Annotated in this window: 16 protein-coding genes; 4 read left to right on the forward strand and 12 right to left on the reverse strand. The window is 42.2% G+C overall.

All coding sequences use genetic code 11. The features are described 5' to 3' along the window. Positions 1–8: 8 nt before the first annotated feature. The 5 genes from prpC to AC5JPY_RS01405 all read right to left on the reverse strand — a co-directional run bounded on the left by prpC (position 9) and on the right by AC5JPY_RS01405 (position 5,857). Positions 9–1,136, reverse strand: a complete 1,128-nt coding sequence (prpC, locus tag AC5JPY_RS01385; protein WP_493851857.1) for a bifunctional 2-methylcitrate synthase/citrate synthase — start codon at positions 1,134–1,136, stop codon at positions 9–11. 108 nt (positions 1,137–1,244) lie between these two features. Next, on the reverse strand, positions 1,245–1,904 hold the full coding sequence (locus tag AC5JPY_RS01390) for a DUF2059 domain-containing protein (protein WP_493851858.1): 660 nt from the start codon (positions 1,902–1,904) through the stop codon (positions 1,245–1,247). Positions 1,905–1,997: 93 nt separating this feature from the next. Then, the gene (gene prpB, locus AC5JPY_RS01395; protein ID WP_319051673.1) at positions 1,998–2,891 is read right to left on the reverse strand and encodes a methylisocitrate lyase; all 894 of its coding nucleotides are present in this window, start codon (positions 2,889–2,891) and stop codon (positions 1,998–2,000) included. Positions 2,892–3,239: 348 nt separating this feature from the next. Then, on the reverse strand, positions 3,240–4,526 hold the full coding sequence (locus AC5JPY_RS01400) for an NRAMP family divalent metal transporter (RefSeq protein WP_443526477.1): 1,287 nt from the start codon (positions 4,524–4,526) through the stop codon (positions 3,240–3,242). Between the two features lie 299 nt (positions 4,527–4,825). Continuing rightward, the gene (locus AC5JPY_RS01405) at positions 4,826–5,857 is read right to left on the reverse strand and encodes a LysR family transcriptional regulator (protein WP_493851859.1); all 1,032 of its coding nucleotides are present in this window, start codon (positions 5,855–5,857) and stop codon (positions 4,826–4,828) included. 237 nt (positions 5,858–6,094) lie between these two features. Between AC5JPY_RS01405 and AC5JPY_RS01410 the strand changes: the two genes are divergently transcribed. Continuing rightward, complete coding sequence (locus AC5JPY_RS01410) at positions 6,095–7,102, forward strand: hypothetical protein (RefSeq protein ID WP_493843148.1); 1,008 nt, start codon at positions 6,095–6,097, stop codon at positions 7,100–7,102. Positions 7,103–7,442: 340 nt separating this feature from the next. Continuing rightward, entirely contained in the window at positions 7,443–7,832 is a 390-nt protein-coding gene (locus tag AC5JPY_RS01415) for a hypothetical protein (protein ID WP_493851860.1), read from the forward strand. 3 nt (positions 7,833–7,835) lie between these two features. On the opposite strand, the gene AC5JPY_RS01420 is transcribed toward AC5JPY_RS01415, so the two are convergent. The 3 genes from AC5JPY_RS01420 to AC5JPY_RS01430 form a co-directional block, all read right to left on the reverse strand. After that, positions 7,836–8,036: a spore coat protein U domain-containing protein gene (locus AC5JPY_RS01420; protein WP_493851861.1), complete on the reverse strand. Its 201-nt coding sequence runs from the start codon at positions 8,034–8,036 to the stop codon at positions 7,836–7,838. 111 nt (positions 8,037–8,147) lie between these two features. Continuing rightward, positions 8,148–10,928 carry a phosphoenolpyruvate carboxylase gene (gene ppc / locus AC5JPY_RS01425; RefSeq protein ID WP_493851862.1) on the reverse strand — a complete coding sequence of 927 codons (2,781 nt, stop codon included), beginning with the start codon at positions 10,926–10,928 and terminating at the stop codon, positions 8,148–8,150. 246 nt (positions 10,929–11,174) lie between these two features. Then, on the reverse strand, positions 11,175–12,440 hold the full coding sequence (locus AC5JPY_RS01430; RefSeq protein WP_493851863.1) for a tyrosine-type recombinase/integrase: 1,266 nt from the start codon (positions 12,438–12,440) through the stop codon (positions 11,175–11,177). Between the two features lie 768 nt (positions 12,441–13,208). On the opposite strand from AC5JPY_RS01430, the gene AC5JPY_RS01435 reads away from it, so the two are divergent. Beyond that, positions 13,209–13,922: a DarT1-associated NADAR antitoxin family protein gene (locus tag AC5JPY_RS01435; RefSeq protein WP_493851864.1), complete on the forward strand. Its 714-nt coding sequence runs from the start codon at positions 13,209–13,211 to the stop codon at positions 13,920–13,922. A 444-nt stretch (positions 13,923–14,366) separates the two neighbouring features. On the opposite strand, the gene AC5JPY_RS01440 is transcribed toward AC5JPY_RS01435, so the two are convergent. After that, positions 14,367–14,849: a hypothetical protein gene (locus tag AC5JPY_RS01440; protein ID WP_443526466.1), complete on the reverse strand. Its 483-nt coding sequence runs from the start codon at positions 14,847–14,849 to the stop codon at positions 14,367–14,369. A gap of 195 nt (positions 14,850–15,044) precedes the next feature. Between AC5JPY_RS01440 and AC5JPY_RS01445 the strand changes: the two genes are divergently transcribed. Further along, positions 15,045–15,713: a hypothetical protein gene (locus AC5JPY_RS01445; RefSeq protein WP_493851865.1), complete on the forward strand. Its 669-nt coding sequence runs from the start codon at positions 15,045–15,047 to the stop codon at positions 15,711–15,713. 96 nt (positions 15,714–15,809) lie between these two features. Here AC5JPY_RS01445 and AC5JPY_RS01450 read toward each other — a convergent pair whose 3' ends face one another. From AC5JPY_RS01450 to AC5JPY_RS01460, 3 genes are all read right to left on the reverse strand, one after another. After that, a complete protein-coding gene (locus AC5JPY_RS01450) occupies positions 15,810–16,565 on the reverse strand; it encodes a M90 family metallopeptidase (protein WP_493851866.1) in 756 nt (251 codons plus the stop codon). Between the two features lie 29 nt (positions 16,566–16,594). Further along, complete coding sequence (locus AC5JPY_RS01455) at positions 16,595–16,948, reverse strand: helix-turn-helix transcriptional regulator (RefSeq protein WP_493851867.1); 354 nt, start codon at positions 16,946–16,948, stop codon at positions 16,595–16,597. Positions 16,949–17,047: 99 nt separating this feature from the next. Then, positions 17,048–18,445, reverse strand: a complete 1,398-nt coding sequence (locus AC5JPY_RS01460) for a type II toxin-antitoxin system HipA family toxin (RefSeq protein ID WP_493851868.1) — start codon at positions 18,443–18,445, stop codon at positions 17,048–17,050. Positions 18,446–18,508 lie beyond the last annotated feature (63 nt).

Consider the following 18,508-nt stretch of genomic DNA (forward strand, 5'->3'; position numbering starts at 1 on the left):
TCTTTCACTTAACGCGCACTCATATCTGGCACTGGACGTAACTCTTCACCCGTATATTCTGCACTTGGGCGAATGATACGGTTGTTAGCACGTTGCTCAAACACGTGAGCGGCCCAACCAGTCAGACGCGAACAGACAAAGATAGGGGTGAATAGCTTGGTTGGGATGCCCATAAAGTGATAGGCAGAAGCATGGAAAAAGTCAGCATTACAAAACAGTTTTTTCTCGCGCCACATCACTTCTTCACAGCGAACCGATACTGGGTATAGCACTTCGTCACCAACATCAGCGGCCAGCTTCTCAGCCCAACCTTTAATCACGACGTTACGTGGATCTGACTCGCTATAGATCGCATGACCAAAGCCCATGATTTTATCTTTACGAGCCAGCATGCCCATCATCTCTTCTTCAGCTTCATCAGGTGAGCTAAAACCTTCAATCATATCCATAGCCGCTTCATTCGCGCCGCCATGCAATGGACCACGTAATGAGCCGATGGCACCAGTAATGCAAGAGTGGATATCAGATAGAGTTGAAGCACAGACACGAGCAGTAAAAGTCGACGCATTGAACTCATGCTCTGCATATAAGATAAGCGAGACGTTCATGACTTTTTCATGTAGCTCATTTGGTTTTTCGCCTTTGAGCAAATGCAAGAAATGACCGCCAATAGTGGCATCATCTGTATCAGTCTCGATACGCACATTATCATGGCTAAAACGATACCAATAGTTGATAATCGACGGGAACGCTGCCAGCATACGGTCAGTTTGATCATTTTGCTGAGCAAAGTCAGTCTCAGTTTCAAGGTTACCGAGCATCGAGCAACCAGTACGTAGCACATCCATTGGATGCGCGTCGCTTGGAATGCGCTCAAGCACATCTTTTAATGCTTGTGGTAGCCCGCGTAGTTTTTTTAGCTTGGCTTGATAGGCATCAAGCTCGCTTTGCGTAGGCAAGTTACCGTATAGCAGCAGGTACGCCACTTCTTCAAAAATACACTTGTCGGCTAGCTCTGATACGTCATAGCCGCGATAGGTCAGACCAGAGCCTGATTTACCGACGGTAGATAGAGAGGTTTTACCAGCGACTTGTCCGCGTAGACCTGCGCCTGAAAGTTCTTTTTGTGCTGCCATGTTTACATTCCTTTTGTGGGTAGCTTTTTTGGGTGAAAACAGTATTTCTAACGATGTTTCTGATGAGAAACTTATTGGTTAATGACTGACTATAGCGCCAGTTGAGCGTTATGTAGGCTGTTCAGGCTGTGGACCGTCTAAGTCGACATTACAACGCTTAAACTCAGCTTCAATAGGGCCGTTCAAGACCTCCATCGCGCTGCCTTCGCCTTCTGCATTATTGATTTCCATATACTTGACACCCAGTGGCGACTCCATAAATGTCTGGATTTCAGTCATTTCTTCTGGGGTGGGGTCAGCCATTGGGGTTGCGACTTCTTCGCCATTCATGACGCGCAATTGCTCATTGCCAAAAGCAAGCAGCTTTTTACCTACATCCGACGTATAAAAGTTATCTAGCTCTTTTAACTCTGCATCGGTGAACTGACCTCTATAGAAGCTATCGACTTCGGCTTTACCCAAGTCCTTATCACGCGATTCAAGGCAGCTGACTTGCTCTTCACTGAGAGCACCACTATTGATAATTGGCGCAAACAGTAGACTGTTAACGGTATCTAACGTAATTGTCGTCATGACCAAGTCGTCTTGAGAGACAGCATCTGATGGCACAGCTTGGGTCGCAACTGTATCGGTTGCTTCACTGGTAGTTGTGTCAACGTTATCGACGGTTTCTGGCGTGTTATCACAGCCAGTTATGAGTAGTAGTGCCGCCAGCGTACTACTTAGTAGTGACGCTCTAAAAGCAGTATGAGAAGTAAGCAATGACATAAATAACCTAAAGGTAAATGAATACGAATTTTAAGAAGATAAAACACCCAGAGGTAGTTTATCTTCGCAGCGTTAATAACAACCAATTGCTAGTTACTTGTTACTAGCAAATAGCTTGTCTAATGTCTGCTCAAACTCATGATAGTTTAAGAAATCATAGAGCTCCATGCGAGTCTGCATGGTATCGACGACTTTGTCTTGTGTGCCATCATTGAGTAGATGCTGATAGACGTTCAGTGCCGCTTTGTTCATGGCGCGGAAGGCTGATAGCGGATACAGCACCATCTCGACGCCCACACTATAGAGCTGATCGGTGGTGTATAGATCTGTCTGACCAAACTCTGTCATGTTGGCCAGTACAGGAATGTCCAATACATCAGTAAACTTATGATACATCTCGATATCGGTTAGCGCTTCTGCAAAAATCATATCTGCACCCGCTTCTTGGAACGCAACAGCACGTTCAACCGCAGCATCCAACCCTTCTACCGATAAGGCGTCAGTACGAGCCATCACTACAAAATCAGGGTCAGTTTTGGCATCTAATGCGGCTTTTAGACGATCTACCATCTCTGAGATGCTGACGATTTCTTTGTTAGGGCGATGGCCACAGCGCTTTTGAGCGACTTGGTCTTCGATATGTACAGCAGCGACGCCTGCTTTTTCCATTTTTCTAATGGTTTGAGCGATGTTAAACGCGCCACCAAAGCCTGTATCGATATCTACCAGCAGCGGTGTATCGACTGCGTCAGTGATACGGCGAGCATCTTCTAATACATTATCGAGACTGGTCATACCAAGATCAGGTAGACCAAATGAAGCATTGGCCACGCCAGCACCAGAGAGATACAACGCTTGATGACCGACTTGGGTAGCCATCATCGCTGTATAAGCGTTGATAGCACCTGCGATTTGTAATGGTTGATTATTGTCATTTTTTTGAGTGAGAGCACTGCGAAAGCGCGCGCCTGCTGAAGAAGTTGTCATGCTAGTATCCTTGCAGATAGAGAAAGTATTATCGTTGTTGTGACTGATTATACCCAATTATTGACCTCTAAAAAGCTTGCTGATAGAATTATTAATTATCTAAACTAAAAAAGCATATTAAAATATTTAACAGTATTCATAATATGAATAGCATTATGTGTATGTTGATGTTCCACTAGAATAAGTATTCATATTGCTCAAATAACCGTATTAAATAATAGTGCATATTTTACATTTAGTTACAATTACTAGACCTATATTTTCTCCTTTTTTGAGAGTTAACCATCAAAAAAGCCCTAATAGTTTAGCTATTAGGGCTTTTGTTTGAGCCAGACTATAAATCTTAGTTTAAGAGAATAGACCTGCTAGGTTTGCTAAGAACAACAATGCAAAACCTGCTAAGAATACCAAACCTGCGATAGATAGTGCATTCATACCTGCTGATAGTTTCTTATGTTTTTTGACCAGTGAGTAATTCAACCAACCAAAGATAGGCGCAGAGACAAATGCCGATATCATGGCAAACTTAAGCATGGCGCCTAATTGCCCTGTGAAGAAGGTAATAATCACGAGCCCGCCACCGATAGCATAAGTCGTCCAAAAAGCGATCTGCTTTTTGTTGATTTCACTCTCACCTTTGAGCAAACGCCAGCACTCAGCGTTGGCGCGTCCATAACCATCAGCACAGGTAATAGTCGTGCCGAACATACACATAAAGGCGACAAAGGCCACCAGTAGTCTCGACCATTCACCAATAGTTGCGGTATACATATTAATCAGCTGGTTGATATACGCACCGCCAACCAATTCAATCTCTTGCCCTGAGCCATACTGGACAAATACACCTAATGATAAGAAAAACAACGCCAAAACCGCTGAAACCGCATAACCCACATTAAAATCTAACAAGCCTTGGCTGTGGGTCGTGTGATCTGCTTTCACCTTGGCAGAAGTCCACATAGAAGTGATCGCTGCAAATTCAAGCGGTGCTGGCATCCAGCCCATCAGCGCTACAATAAAGCCTAATGTCGCCAAATTCCAAGGAGAGGCGGCAACAAAATCTACTGCCATCACGGTGGGCTTGCCAGCAGCAATGATAACCGCTGCGATAGTCGCTGTCGTAAGCGCAATCATAATCCACTTGGTGACGCCATCGAGTAGCTTATAGTGACCGGCTATCAAAAAGAACCAAGAGACCGCAACGATGATGAGAGACAACGCCATCGTCGATAGTCCAAGGGAGGCGGGTAGCATAAAGCCCAAAATTACTGCCGCAATCAGTGAGACCGCACCAGTGCTAATGACCGCTGATAGGATAGAGAGAATAAAATACACCCATAGATATAGCTTTGAGCGTTTGGCGTAGCCTGCAATCAAGCTCTCACCAGTATCGTAGACATAATCCGTTGCAAAGCGAAAAAACGGATACTTAAAAACGTTGGCCAAAACAATCATGATTGCAAGCTGCCAGCCATATATGGCACCAGCCTGTGTTGACGAAATCAGATGCGATCCACCGATTGCAGCGGTCGCCATTAAAATACCTGGACCAAAGATGCGCCAACTAAAGCCTTCTTGCTGTGCTGTGGCCGTATCGTCAGTGGTACTTGGGTTATTGAGTGGTTGTGTGGTCATGAATACCTCTAAATGTTTAAAACGGCAAATTATCACTTACCTGTGTCAGCTTGCCAATGATCAGTAGACAATCGATTTATGAGTTGTTTTCTCTATAACGATTAATCTTGTATCGACTTTAGCACACCAATACGCTTCAGGAGAATGATTATTCTATTTATTAATAGTGATAGTTATTACTATTTGTTTGCATTGCCATTCTTTTTGGTTAGCATAATCACTCGCTAATATCAAGCATTAGTGAGTGATTATTTTTTAGCGGTTCTTTATAACACAATATCTATCCGATATCTGCTCATTTAAGCTTGAGAGACAAACTTTTGCGGTCGGTAAGTAATACCTCGCTGCTCGTATACTTGATAGATGGCGCTCAATAAATTAGAGATACTTGGGTGGACAAAGTCTTTGAGGGTATGTAAGTAGATAGGGGAGGTGACATTTTCGTGTACCAAACGTTGATAGCTTATTTGTTCGGTACGTACGGTCTTTAGGCTGGCAGGTACCAAAGTAATACCTTCTCCAGCCGCGACCAAACCTAGTGCTACTTGCAAGTCACTTACCGTCGTCGTCATATACGGGGATATGCCGTACTGTGCAAATAAATGTAGTAAAGGTTCAGTGATTGGTTTATTAGATGCAAGTTGCTCACCGGCATCAGCTCTGATTGGTTCATCTAACTGGGTGTTGTCTGAATAACTACGAGCGTGCGCCGAAGGCGTTACTGTGGCTGCTATCGGTAAATGCGTTTGATGGTATAAAATCAAGCGGTTGTTTGCCAGATCTATCAACCGCTGCTCCTCTACATAGGCAAGAGGATGCGATTTGGGTAGTGCGACCACATAGCGCTCATGACGCAGTAGTATTTGCTGAATCCAAGGGTCTTGATGCGCAAAACGCCCAAAACCCACGTCAATATCACCAGACTTGAGCGCCTCCATTTGCTGATATGAGCTAATATCTTTTAGATTAACCTCGATATCAGGGTTAGATTGCTTTAGCTTGGCGATGATTTCGGGTAGTAGACCATATAGCACCGAGGGCACAAACCCAATGTTGAGCGCAGTACTTGGCGCGGATAAGCGCTGGGTCATACTGGTCACGGTCTCGATTTCTGTCAGTATGGTGCTTATCTTATCGTAAAAGAAACTGCCCGCTTCAGTCAGATGCAGAGGTCTATGGTAGCGATCAATCAGCACCACACCGATATCGGTTTCTAGCTGCTTAAGTAGACGGCTCAAACTTGGCTGCGACAGCCCTGTTTTTGTCGCAGCAGCACTAAAGCTACGTAAATCTGCGACCGCAATAAAGGCATTAAGCTGTTTTAAATCCATATTATTGAGCCTATCATGATATATAATCTTCATTAGGTGTTGTCTGAATAGGTGTGTATGCAATCATTTGAGATGATACGCATAAATATTAGTGATATCGAACAAATTGTGCTTGAAGATAGGAGTGTGAGCAACTATATTGAGAACTAATGGTGCTGTTACATTTTAGCAAGAAAATTATCATTCATTTTAGCAGTCATTTACTGCCAGTAGAACGAACTGGCTTGGTGTTATTCTATGAGCGACGACAAAAAGAACATCGGTACTGACTTTGATGAAGAGTTGGCCAAACTGGTGCAAGAAAAGTCGCGTAAGCGTACCAAAAACAACATTTATGAGCGTTTTATTAGCCGTGTTGAAAGCACTGAAGATGACGAGAACATAAGTAACACGGATAAGTCAAAACCATTGAACACAGCAGACAAGCTACCTGCTTTTGAGCCTTTGAGTGCAACAGAGCTGCTACTTTTTGAAGAAGACAATAGCGATCAAGCGCGAGTTTTAGAACCAGTAGATATCAAAACAACAAATGCTACCTTTGATTTTTCGAATCAAAATGCAGTGTCGCAGACCAGTCGACCGAGTATAGATGCGCCTAGGAACAAGGCTGTTAATAACAATATTGTTAATAACAATATTGTTATTAACAGTGCTCTGAGCAAGAACGATCATACGCAAACCCAGCGCCTCGATACCAGCTTGGATGATCAGTATGTAGACAATAATGAGGAGACGGATACTTCTTTTACTGATGAGGATTCGGATACTAAAGGGTCATCATCAGAACCACATATCGCAGAGACAGCACCCTCACAGAGTACTGCCACCAGTAATAAAAAACCTATCATCATTGGTATGATTTTTGGTTCATTACTGATCGCTATAATAGTGCTCACACTCATATTCACAGGTGTATTATCAACCTCTACATCTGATGCTGATCGTAGTCTCGACAATAGCACAGAAGCAACAGTTGCAACCGATACGCCAGCTGTAGACCCTGATTCAACTACTGCTAATGCTGAAAATCAACCTACTGTAGAACCCAGCTCTGACGACGACGAGCTAGTACCAGTTGTACAACAAAGCAATCTAGAGGAGGATGTACAAAACATACCTGTGAGCGATGAGGGAGAGGAAGAGCCTACCAGCGATGTTGCTACCTCAGAGGCCGAGGCAGCCATCACTTATGAGGATTTCAGGGAAGAGTCACAGACCACACTATATCGCGAGACCAACGATTAATTCAGTATGTAGTATCGTGTTGGCATCTATCATCATCCCGTAACATTCTATCTAGCAACTGACACCATCTAACCGCTATTTTCTAAATTTATTAAAAACGCTGTAAAAAACTGACACTTTAGTGCCATCGGTCATCTGATCCTGCCCATTGGTACCAAAAGACATTGCAATGTAACAAAAATACCATATTATTATACATATAAGGCGATTAGCAAACCGTCAATCATATGGACTGATTTGGTACTTACTTATGGACAGCTTAAAAAATTCAGATAGTAAAGGTATAAATCGACCTACCAGCACATTATCTCCTACAAATAACAGTAAACGACGAAGCACTGTGTTTACCATAGCTAGTGTCTTTCTTATTTTTGTAGTCGTGACCGCATTTGTCTCTTATCGCATCTCATCAACCCTCTCTCAAACCTCAAACTCGGGGACTGGTTTGACTACAAACCATGACCTCTACCATGACCTCTCCTTGTTTTCTAGCCCAGAACACACCCAGAGCCTAGGTATCCAAGCCAGCCATGTCATAACTGATGCTAGAGAAACAGACACTATTATTAACTATAATGAGTTTAAACAAGAAGCTCAAAACATACTGTTCCGTGAAGAAGAGGAAATCATACAGGCGCAGTCCAATCCACATAGTATCGCGCCTACGATTAGCGCGGAAGGCTTTAGATCTGAAGCGGAGAAAACCTTATACCGTGATAGTGAGTATTGAGCCTCAATAGTTGATGGTAATGGTTACCGTATCGGTGTACTGATCGGGCATAAAATCCGTACTCGGGACAGTGACGTATACTGTCTGAGAAGTGCTCGTACCGGTCCCACTACCAGTGACGCCATTGCCAGTCGCGTTTGCTACGTTACCCCATATGGCACCACTAGGACCTGCAGTACGGCGTAACTGATAAGGTACCTTCAACACTAAACTACTGAGATCTAGCAAGCTGTTTTTGAAGGGTTTTAAAAAAATTGAGGCTTCGCGAACGAAACCTCAATTGGTATAAGTGTTTTATTTGTCCCAAAACGGCTCTTAACCAGTATTGCGTAAACCCGCTGCTAGTGCATTAATACTACGGATTAATGGATCCTCTACGTTAATGTCGTCAGAATCTTCACTGCTCACAGTATCTTGCTGTCTGGCACGCTTTAATAGCTCAATCTGTATATAGTTGATGGGGTCTAGGTAAGCATCGCGCCATTGAAGAGAGGCAGCTAGATTTTGCTGGCTAGATAAGAGCGCCTCTTGATCTAATAACGAGTTTAAGCCTGAGTAGGTTAGGGCGTGTTCATCAATGACCGCTCCCATTATTTGCTCACGCAATGCAGCGTCTTCACATAACTGGCTATAGGCCTGTGCAATATTCATATTGGCTTTGGTAAACGCCATCTCAATATTACTGATAAATACATTAAAAAACGGCCAGTGCTTATTCATCTCTTTCATGAGAGCTTCATCAGCTTTAACGCTATCTAGCGCACTACCGACACCATACCAAGCAGGTAGGGTAAAGCGTGCTAACGACCAACCAAACACCCAAGGAATCGCTCGCAGTGTGGTCTTACTTGGTAGGCCTTTTTTGCGATGAGCAGGACGTGAACCAATATTTAATAAAGATATTTCTTGTACTGGAGTCACTTCTGAATAAAACTGATAGAACCCTTCGGTATGATCGGTCAGTTTACGGTAACGGTGCTCGCCCGCATCTGCCAATCGTGCAAACAGCGCTTCATAATTTGATAACTCAGGAGGTTGCACCACGAATCTGGACGAGCAGGCTTTGAGGGTGCCTGTGATAGCCATAGTCAGTTCAAACACAGCAGTATCCGTATTGGCATACTTGGCATAGAGCACTTCACCTTGCTCAGTCACTTTAATCTGACCATGTAGTGTACCAGCCGGCTGTGCAGCAATGGCTTTGTGCGTTGATCCACCGCCACGGCTGACTGAACCACCACGACCATGGAACAAGCGTGTTTTGATGCCATATTTCTCAGCAATACTATTAATGGTCTGCTGGGCACTATACAACTGCCACGCAGAGGTGATGATTCCGCCATCTTTTGAAGAGTCCGAATAACCTAGCATGATCTCTTGTGTGTTATCGGCACTTTGTAGCAAACCACGATACAGTCGATTGTCTAACACGGCAGGTAAGATTTTATCGATGTTTTTGAGATCTTCGATGGTTTCAAACAACGGCGCAACTGGCAAATCAGCAGACAATTGACCTTCATCATCCACTCTGCACAAGCCTGCAAATCGCATGAGCAGCAACACTTCTAGTAGCTGGCTGGCATTATTGGTCATTGAAATCACATAACTACCAAAAGTATCCTGTCCTACTAGCTTACGTAAGGTAGCGACTGAATTCATCAATGACAATTGCTCACGTGTCTTGTCTGTCAGGTTGTCAGTATAGATAAGCGGCGTGCCTGGTTTTTCTAGCAAGCGCGTCAACCATTCTTGACGTTCGGTTTCGCTTAGCGTCTGATAATCAGGCAGGTTGGAGGCACTAGCAAATATATCCGCAATCACTTCGCCATGGTAGGACGACTCTTGACGGATATCGAGCGCTGCCAAATGAAAGCCGCAAGTTTTGACCAAACGAATGACATCTAGCAGTAATCCTTCTGCGTGTGCCGTATCGTGTGTATTGACACTTCGACGGATAATGCGCAGATCTTCTAGTAATTCTTCTGGATTGGCATAGGCATCTTTTTCGGCTTCACTGTCCGTACCTTTGCTTTGGATGCGGCGATTGGTGGCTTTGACTTTAGTCAGGATTATAGAGAGCAGGCGACGATATGGCTCATTACTATAGTCATCGAGGTTATAGTCAAACACCCGCTGATCGAGCTCATCATAGCTTTTAATCTTGTCATATACCTCAGCTGAAACGGTGACAATAGTGTCACTATGAATCAGCTGGCGGCGCAGTTTTTTGAGTAGCACCTGATAGTGACGCAGCACGGTATCAGCATGCATCAGTACGGCAAGTTCTGTGGTCTCAAAAGTCACAAAAGGATTGCCATCTCTATCACCGCCAATCCATGAACCAAAGCTCATAAATGCAGGCAGTGGATAGTTTGTGAGCTCTGGATAGATATCGACAATGGCTTTTTTGATATTACGATATACTTTAGGAATGGCATTGAACAAACTGGCATTAAAGTAATGCAAGCCATTGTTAATCTCATCATATACCAACGGCTTACGGGTGCGCACTTCGTCAGACGACCATAATAGATCAATCGTTTGCGCCGTTTGTTCTTTAGCTTGCTCGTAGGCAAAGCTATTTTCAGACACGTTGTTTAAAGCGTCGCTATGCGTGAATAGACTTTGTAAGATATTCATCGTTGTACGGCGACGCGCTTCGGTAGGATGCGCCGTAAATACAGGTGTAAACTTCAGCTGATCAATCAGCTCTTGCATTTGAGCAGGCTCAATATTGCGCTCACGGCACTCAAGCAAAGTACGGCGAAATGATCCTTCCCAGCTTTGCTCAGATTGCATACGCTGCGCATGACGCTGCTCACGCAAGTAATTCTCTTCGCTTAGATTGGCTAGGAAAAAATAGATAGAAAAGCCGCGTATGACGTTTTTTAAGGTTTGATTATCCAAAGAAGCAATAAAATCGATAAGCTGCTGTTTATGTGCCTCATTCGGCTCACGACGCTGTTGAATAAAGCCTTTGCGCAGTGTCTCAATTCTATCTAGCGTCTGCTCACCAGATTGGCGAGAAATAGCATCGCCTAATAATGAACCCAACAAGCTGGTGCGTTTACGTAATACGTTGTTATCTAACGTCATCTTCAAACTCCTTCTCAAATGAATGGATATAATACTGTGGTTATCTTATGCGCAATATCCTATAGTTTTTTGCAATTTAACATAAATAGGTGAGACCTGCTTAATGTTAATGGTCAATTGTTTGTTTTGTTGATCATTATCATGCTATTGCTTATGTTTGGCTCAGTTGGTTTCTAACGTTCTTCATACATCTAACAGGTTTTGGTACAAGTTTGTCCTAATTACGTTCTAGGATTGTCTTGCAATTTATTTACCTCGTAGCTCATCTATATAATCAGCCCAATCTTGCATCATCTGTATCCTAGTATCGATTTCATCGAGTCTGTTGTAGGCCCCGCCATGTGTGTCTTTGATACGATGACCCAGCTGTAATTCTGTGACGATATCTGAATAGCGTAGCTCAGGCTGTTCCATAAGCAAAGTTTTAGCAGATGCTCGAAATCCATGCGCACATTGCACGTCTTTATATCCAAGACGGTGGAATATCTGCACCAGCGTCGCTTTACTAATATAAGCATTGCTTGAACCGCGCATCGAGGCAAATACATATTCCTTATGCCCAGTAATTGACTGAATGTTTCGTAATCGCGTAATCACTTGCGTGGCTAAGGGAACAACTAAGTGCGAGACCATGTCATCGCGTCCTTCGCCTTTGGTCGGAGAGAACGCCCATGTATTAGTACCCCAATCGATATCATCCCAGCGCATCGAGCGCAGATCGATACTACGTACAAACACATAAGGCAATAAGTTCATAGCCTCTAATGTGATTTTACTTGCGCCTTTGAATTCAGACATATCTTTTAGAAGCGTCGCAAATTGATCTGGTTTGGTGATGGCAGGCAAGTGATTGCCTGAATTGGCAGGTGCAAGCTCACCACGGGTATCAATCGCCACATTTCTATCGCACAACCCTCGAGCAACAGCGAATGAGAATACTTTTTCCGTATATAAACGAGTACTCGCGCCAACAAAGGTGGCTTGATTGTCATTGTTTTGAATTGACTCACACACACTCAGTATCATCTCGCTGGTAATATCGTTCATTCTCAAATCACCAATCTCGCTACACATATACCCCAAACATAAGTCCCAAAATTTAAGGGTAGAGTCACTAAATGCAGATTTTTTAGACTTATTTTGATGGCGACCTGCTGTTTTGTGGTCGCGCCATGCTTGTGCAATCTCAGAAAACGTTGCATTTTTGAGGTGTGTGTATCTGTTGACTTGTTCTTTTTGCTGAATAGCTTTAGGGTCAGAGCCTTTGGCGACCATGTTGAGGATAGTCTCGGCTTTGTACTTCACCTCATATAAATCAATATCTTCGACTTTACCGAGCATCATTCTGGGGCGCTTGCCCTCGATATGCGGATGAGAGTAACGCAGGTAGTATTCTTTTTTGCCGTTTGGATAGACACGAATGCTCAAGCCTGCCACACCTGAGACACTAACTGAATAGTCCTTGTCTAGGTATTCAAGCTTATTGATATCGTTTATGTGATCGACAGCCATAAGGTATATCCGTAAATTTGATTGGGCAGTTGCATAAGGTTAATAACCAAAGAAGAGTATTCTTCAAAAACGTACAAATAGTCATTGGACACCAATATGGACACTGGTATTTGTTATAAAAATAAAGAATCTCTTATTTTATAAGGTCTGAAACGTACAATTATCCCCAAGGTTCACTTGGGGATAATTGTACCATATTTGCCTATATATCCAGTAGACTACGTAAAAATTGAGTTATAGAGCATTTTTAGCCACTATTTAAAGACATAAATTTATAAAAAAATAAGCCAAACACTTTATTTGGTAAGCGTTACAGACGATTAATTACTAAATCAGTAGCCTTCTGCTTGCATAGAGTATAATAAACAGGGTAGTAGTACGGTTCTATGCAAGTAGGAGAGTATATTTTGAGGTCTGTATTTATATCTTTTATCCTAAAAATGAATAAGTTCTACAAGTAACAGATAATTAATTACAGAAATCTGAGAATAGCAGTGAGTGTTTTATGGACTACTTACGCCGAATCTATAGAGGATATCAATAATATTTAAATAGAGTAGGATAAATGACAAAGAATAAGATAAACTGCCACCGCAAGCGTTGACTTGATATGTTTTATTTCAGACCAAGCAGTGGTATTAGATTACCAAGAGCTATCAGCCAAAACGGATAACGCTGAGCAAGAGAATAGAGTAATCAGCTAGGAGTATAGTAGGTCGAACATAAAAGAGCGCTTATAAAAGATTATTGATATTAAGGTGAATTACTATGGAACCAACACAAAACGCTATAGAACATAAACCTGTATTCATGCCCAAAGTCAACAGTGATAATCTGGTAAAAACAGATATGGTAAGAGTTGAGCGGCATGTGGGATTTGCGAGTAGACAAAAGAAAAAAACGATCAATGACTTGCATCAAGTCATTCGTAAAAAGTATGGGTTTAAACAAGTGCTGGAGCTGTCCAGCAAATCAGGCAATAAACTGAGTTTTCCGCTGAGTCCATTTAGCCTACAAATCACTAATGAGTATGATGGCAAGCAGTATAGTGTCGAAAATGCTTTTCAAGCCAGCATGGTGTTTGAAGATGGTGGTCCTTACGAAGACTTGCTGACCGTAGCACCCAGACAGGCCAGAAAAGATGAGCGATTGATGACATCGGGAGAGCTCACTGGTTACGACTACTTCGGTATGGAATGGGACGTAGAGCCATTGACGACGTTTTATGATTGGCTATATGTGAATGCACTAAAGCAAAATCCTCATTTGCATGAAGAGGTAATGCAATATCAAGCCTTTACTGATATTACTTTTAATCCTGCAAAATCTATTCATAATGCAGCCTACGCACTGGCTCTGTTTGTGGCACTAAATAAACGTGAGCTGCTCGGTAATATCGAAGATCCAATGGCGTTTTATGACTTATGCAATGAGTTCAAAGTTAGCAATACTGAGCACCTGTTAGAAGAAGGTTGGATTTAATCGCTAGGCTAGCGCTCAATTGAGAGTAATAAGTAGTTTGAAATAAAGGTTGGGTTGCAGACAATAGTACTAATCCAGATCTGAATCATTCCGCAAAATGTCATTTGCGAAATTGAGACTACCGAGGATGATTCGGTAGTTCATAGTAATGATAGCGATAACTTATTAAATACTTAGAAAGCAGTTGTCGCAAATTTTGCGACAACTTAAGTAATAGAATAGTTTTAACTTATTCTGGTTTTCATGTACTTAATGTACAAGGAACTATGAACATAATCTATGAACCCAATCTTTTATAGACTTCATTTAACATAATATACATTATGCGAAAACAAACCAACGATTTTAATAATTGACTGAACAGCAATTAGTCATAATATAATTTGTATTTTTTGCCGTGTGTTTTATCTTGGCTCAGTATTTTCAATATTAGTTTGTCCGTTGTTAGCGACAAGTTTCAAGCAAATGATTACGCAAAGTATCGCCATCTTTGTTTAAGATCACGTCTGCAACTTGGCAATTGGCATTCTTATCATCACATGATAACTCATAATAAATATCGCTACCTTGCGCTAAGCTGACGTGAACCAATCCTTTATCAGTTACTGAAAACTTTTTATCCTGCCTATAGTCAGGATCTTGAGAGTTCCACAACACATCATAATCCACATTGCATGACATTTGGTGCTTATCAAAATAATCCTGTTCGAGCTGTATGGCTGCTTGCAGATCATCATCAGCATACTGCTGTAACACGGTAGGATTACTCATACCTTCGTCATCGATGTCTTGTTTATACATCTTGGTGATGGCAGCGATTTTCATAGCGGCTTTTGTGTCATCTATTTGTGTTACATCTGCTATAGCACTACCGACGGTTGTCAGTCCTATGATTGATAGCAATGTTAGCTTTCTATACGTTGACATGTCAGTCTCTACAAGCTTTATCCTATAAGTGTTACGGTCTATTACATCATAGCCATATTAGGACTATGATGTAATATCGTATCATTCAGGTTTACTTACCAAGATCTTGATTACATAGTGCTTTTATATTGTTCCCTTTATCGGTTTCTATGATGATTTGTAGAACTAATTCATTCATTGCCAAGGACCGTTTTTATGGCTATATTGACCACTTCTTATAAGAAAAAACCTGTAACATTGGCCTGTAGTAGCTTCTTATTAGCTACTTTGACTGCGACTGGTTGCCAGTCTACCGCTGAGTCCATCGAAACTACCAATTCTCAGACTATAAGTAGCCCATCAATGGTTATTAGTACTGACATAAGTAATCAAACCCTTAGACAGCAAGCATTACGTATACAACACGCACTGGCAAATAAGGACTTTTCTAGGATTACTAATGACATTCATCCCACACGTGGCGTTCGTTTTTCCATGTATGCTTATGTACGTCCTGAATCTGATAAAGTCTTTAGTCGCATGCAATATAAGCAGTATTTGAATCAGTCCAATATTCGCTTTACTTGGGGCAAAAAAGACGGCACTGGCGATTTACTCATCACGACACTACCTACATATTTGGATACATGGGTGAATGGTAAAACGTTCGATAACGTAGCCATTAGGGTTAACGAGTCAACCAATAATGGTAATTCAATCAATAACCTAAAAGAAATATACCCACAATCAGAGGTTGTAGAGTTTTATTATAATGGTACTGAAGCGTACGCGGGCATGGACTGGCGTGTACTGCGCTTGGTATTTGACGAATATCAAGGCAAACGTTATCTCGTTGCGGTTATTAACGATCAATGGACGACTTAAACACTGCAAAGATGGATACCAAAATTAAGGAAGAATTATCGTAGCGTACTACCCTTTTCTGATTTTTAATAATATATATTCATTTAAAAGAATGTTTTATTGTTTTGACTCGAGAGGCTCTTGACGAAAAAACTTCACCATAATCTCATAAATATCGGGATAAGCATCTACCAGCTTTTGCGGAGTTTCAAAAAACACCTCACTAAGCACCGCAAAAAACTCCGCGGGATTGGTCGCTCCATAGCGGTCTAATCCTGATTTACGATGTGTTTGAAAATCCTCAAAATCGCGGCTCATAATCTTTGTCCATCGTGCAGGATCCATATCGGGTTGCATCGGTGGAAAGCCATTGGCACGGCCATTCATCATATCGAGTTTATGGACAAACTCATGAATAACCACATTGTGCCCATCGCGTTCGCCTGAATGTTTGGCATCCTTCCATGAGAGAATGACAGGCCCACGCAGCCATGCTTCTCCACTACGATGCTGAGTACCTTCGTGGACAATACCGAACTCATCTACTGTGGTACTACTGCTCTTGTATGATCCGGGATAGATGATAATAGACGACCAGCCAGCATACCATTCAAGACTTAGGTTCAAGATCGGCAAACACGCTTGTAGTGCAATGGACTGTCTGACAGCATCGCTAATCTCAAAGTCATGGGCACCAGTGATTGATTTGTCAGCTAAGAATAAAGTCGCTAAATCAAATAAATGTGACCTCTCATCAGCATTTAATCGATCTAAGATAACGATACGTTTGGCAGCCTGCACCCAATCAGCATGAGTGAACTCACTATTGTCTAATATACGCTGCTCACGCCAGTCTTTTATAATGCCAAACATAGTCGCTACCCCTATTCTTAAGTTATATGTTATCTGTTTTTTATTGGTACTAAGCCTACTTGCAAGCCAAATGGGCGAAATACTTGATTAAGCAGATCCACACTATAGTTGCCATTATCATTTTCTATATCTGATATTGTCTTACGCGATACTTTTACGAGCGTTGCAAACTGCTCTTGGCGTACGTTTAATACTTGTACACGCAATATCTTTAATGCTTCACCTTGAGTAAGTATACCGTCTTGTAACTGTTCGACGACGTTGTTTTTGAATACCTTGCGTGCATGACTATCAAGTGGCAGCGCGTTTTTTGATGCACGCTGTTTTTGGTGATTATTGATGAGTAAAGCCTTGCCTTCATGAATATCTTTATGGTAATTCATCATCCTACCTTTATCTTCGATACGTTTGATAGTGCCTGTGCTATCGGTCGATCTTTGAGTTTCTCAATTATGCAGGTCACACAGTTCATATAGGTCATGTTAATTCAGCAATCGCCATGCTTCTAAATTTTGGGGTAAATAATCAAAACCAATGGCTGGAAAAGATAAAATGCGCTCAGGCACACCCCTATCAGCTAAGCGCGTCTTCAAATTCAACAGATTTTTGGCTGTGGTTTTAAGCTCGCCTAATAACACTTCAGGCGGTACTATGTCTGCTAGCTGCTCAGCGATCAAATCAAAGCGATAGCGACCTCCTGATTCAAGCTTATCAGGTGACCGTGCATCTGCCGTTTTCCATTTTATGCTACGCGGTATCCCCTCAGGGTCTGCACGCATCGGTGCAAAGTCGTATATAGGTGTCAGCCAAATCTGGTCTGCATCTCGCATAAAAGCATGATTACGTCCATGATTGTCTGAGTTGCCAAAAGCAATATTTAATAAATCGCGCTGTACCCATTCGATGACAAAGGCTTGCTTATCAAAATAAAAGCCCTCATCCACCATGTTTGAGCTTTCAATAATTGCAATAAGTTCATGTATCACTGCATAATGATCCAACATAGCACCAGCACCCTTCTTCAGCATGCTATAAATAGACTCCATCGCAAAGCGCTTATAAGGCGAAGCTAACTGACCTATCTGAATATCAAAACGAGGCAACCACAATGAGGGATACCTATCACCTTCGATTAGCCTCATACCATCAATATCAATCGTCTTAAACCCCATAGCCGTCAACTCATGATAATAATGATACTCTGCACGCAAGATGTCACAGTCTAGACTCGTCCGCTGACCTCGAGGGTATTTGACCAAATAGTACCTGTCCTCGCTGTCCGCCAGTTGCTGATTATCAATCCAAATTGCTTCGTCATCACGCCAGCGTAATAGTAACTTGGGGGCCTCACCGCCAGCACCCGTTGCACCGCCTGCCATGGCACCCTGCTCGCTTGCATACTCCAAAAAATTGACGTCGCGATCCGTGATGTCAGCCAGCGTAAATAAACGCTGCTCGTCTTGTGTAGGTAGAGGGACAGCCTCTTTGATACGCAAATGACCTATCGGTGCGATAGTTGCACGCCTGAGCAGCTCATAATCTTGCTCTGTCTTTGATAGCCGCGTTAAATCTAAACGTTGCATCCAATATCTGCGACTAGCGCCAGCCGGTATCATGTCATCTAAGACAGGTAACCAACCCTCTGTTATTGTCGTACCAAATAGTTCTACAGGATAATTGATAGATACGGCAAAATGATTATCAGCTAAAAAATGCTCATAGCTATAATTATCACTGCCTTTATTATCTTGAGACAGACTTGTCGTCTCATCACTATATATAAGCTCTATCAATTCTTTGTCATCATTAAATATTAGCTTAGCAATGTCTTGCCAGCTATCATCAAGAAAGGCTTGTATGGTTAGTGATAAATCAGTCATATCAACTCAGATATATGATAAATATATTACTCATTATATATAGAATTTATTGATTATGAGTAA

This window comes from Psychrobacter sp. H27 (assembly GCF_059072655.1).